The sequence below is a fragment of the Bacillus sp. LK2 genome (assembly GCF_001043575.1).
Classification (GTDB): Bacteria; Bacillota; Bacilli; order Bacillales; family Bacillaceae_G; genus Bacillus_A; species Bacillus_A paramycoides.
The window spans coordinates 1-1,833 of the sequence record NZ_LDUK01000091.1; the positions used below are offsets into that span (position 1 = coordinate 1).

The following is a 1,833-nucleotide window of genomic DNA, read 5'->3' on the forward strand; positions in this document are numbered from 1 at the left end:
AATCACGAAAACTTAGGTTGTACCTTTAATAAGATAATATCAAGCTGATAGTGCTTCCATTTGAACCAATTTTTCTTTTCCATACCGATCACACACCTTTTTAGAGTAATAGTATCAGTATGTCCAAGTTTTAGAGATGATTTGTAATTACCTTGAATTTTTTGCACCCGAACCAATTCCACTTACAACTTGAGCATCGATACTTGTATGGCTTCCCTCTCCTGAGGTCATCATGTAGATTTAGAATAAAGTTTAATCAGAAATGCTTTACAACTCCTTATTTGATAAAAGACAAAAGGAATCCATTTTGAAAAAGGATTGATTAAAATTGATTCTTTTCATATGAAAACATATACAGTTTTATAAAAAAGTTCAATCATACATAAATCATTGTCGTACAAGGGAGATGTTCACCCAAAGATTGTCTGAAGGGTTTGAAATGAAGTTAAGAGGATTAATAAAAGAGATAAAAAATTAAATTCGACAGACTTTATGTAATAAACTAAAAATTCCAATGTGAGAGGGAAATAAAAATGAATCTTCCTGTTAAATATCAAGAAAAAGTTAAACATGATTTAGAACCTAAAGAACAAATTATCGATGTCTTTACTGGAAGAACTGCTCCTACTAATTGGGTGATGAAACTTCTTCCTGAAATTTCTTGGCTCACTAAAGAGAATATGCCAATTGTTTTAGTGATAACAAACCAAAGATTACTTGTATATAAACAACAAATGAATTTGGACATTCAACTCGCCATCGGAATTCATCGCTTCGATATAACGGAATGTAAAGAACTAACTAGTGTACTTAATGGAGCAATTCAAGTTACTTTAAAAGACAATCAATCTTTCAAGTTTGTCTTTAAAAAGGAACGGATGCCGAAAATCCTAAAAGAACTTACAAATTAAATTTATGTGTTTCAGAGGATACCAGATATACCATTGTGTGACAAGGTCTTGTTTATACAGCAAAGCTTTTTCTTATGTGTTACAATCACATTCCAATGAGTATATCACACTATTCCGCGTGGTAAAATTATATTACAATAAATATGAAGGTTTAGACTAATAAAAGGTGGGATTTTAAGAAATCCACAGGGATTACTAGAAAAGTAGATGAATTGGGGCGTATCGTTATTCCCATGGATCTTAGAAGGACATTAGGAATCGCAGAAAAAGATGTAGCCTTGGAATAAAATTTAATCAAATTAACTTAATAAACCTTGATAAAAGAACAAATAAAAAAAGCGTGGTTCGAAAAAAGATTGTTCAAAACACGCTTTTTCTATATTCAATTGAATCATCCTTTTATAAAAAAGTTTAATAATTTTTGTGATTATCCCTCTATTAAAACGCCCTTTTATGGAATAACTAAAATATGATCACAATCCTAAAATCACTTAATTCTTATTCAACTAACGCACCCGTTCGTTTAATAGGGTATATGGAATTATTAGATTATATATGTATCAATTTCTCTTAAAAGATTTTTTTAATTCGGATTTATTAATATTAATCTTTATCGCCTCTTCTGTGAGAATATACTCAATTTTTTTGACCCCATCATGTGCATAAAAGATATATTTAACATAAGGTTCATCTTCAAAAACATAGCCATCATTTAATTTAGGTTCAGGATCACCGATATATCGCTCACTTTCCCATCCCCTTTAACATTAATAAAATCTCTTCTATCACAATATTAGGTTCATCATGATGTATATAATGTCCACTACGACTAGCAATCCGGAACTTACTTGACGTTGACAGCCATTGGAATTCTGCTTGTAGACTTTGTTCAATTTCTAATATTTCTTGAGAGGGCCATCCA

Annotated in this window: 1 protein-coding gene and 2 pseudogenes; 2 read left to right on the forward strand and 1 reads right to left on the reverse strand. The window is 30.7% G+C overall.

Annotated features, from left to right (window positions below; translation table 11 throughout):
• Positions 1–533 precede the first annotated feature (533 nt).
• Together VK90_RS27155 and VK90_RS30035 are read left to right on the forward strand one after the other, a co-directional pair.
• The gene (locus VK90_RS27155; protein WP_048376702.1) at positions 534–911 is read left to right on the forward strand and encodes a hypothetical protein; all 378 of its coding nucleotides are present in this window, start codon (positions 534–536) and stop codon (positions 909–911) included.
• 191 nt (positions 912–1,102) lie between these two features.
• Positions 1,103–1,195: pseudogene (locus tag VK90_RS30035) on the forward strand (AbrB/MazE/SpoVT family DNA-binding domain-containing protein); the annotation flags it as partial.
• A gap of 460 nt (positions 1,196–1,655) precedes the next feature.
• Here VK90_RS30035 and VK90_RS30455 read toward each other — a convergent pair.
• Positions 1,656–1,833 (reverse strand): annotated as a pseudogene (locus VK90_RS30455) (alpha/beta fold hydrolase); the annotation flags it as partial.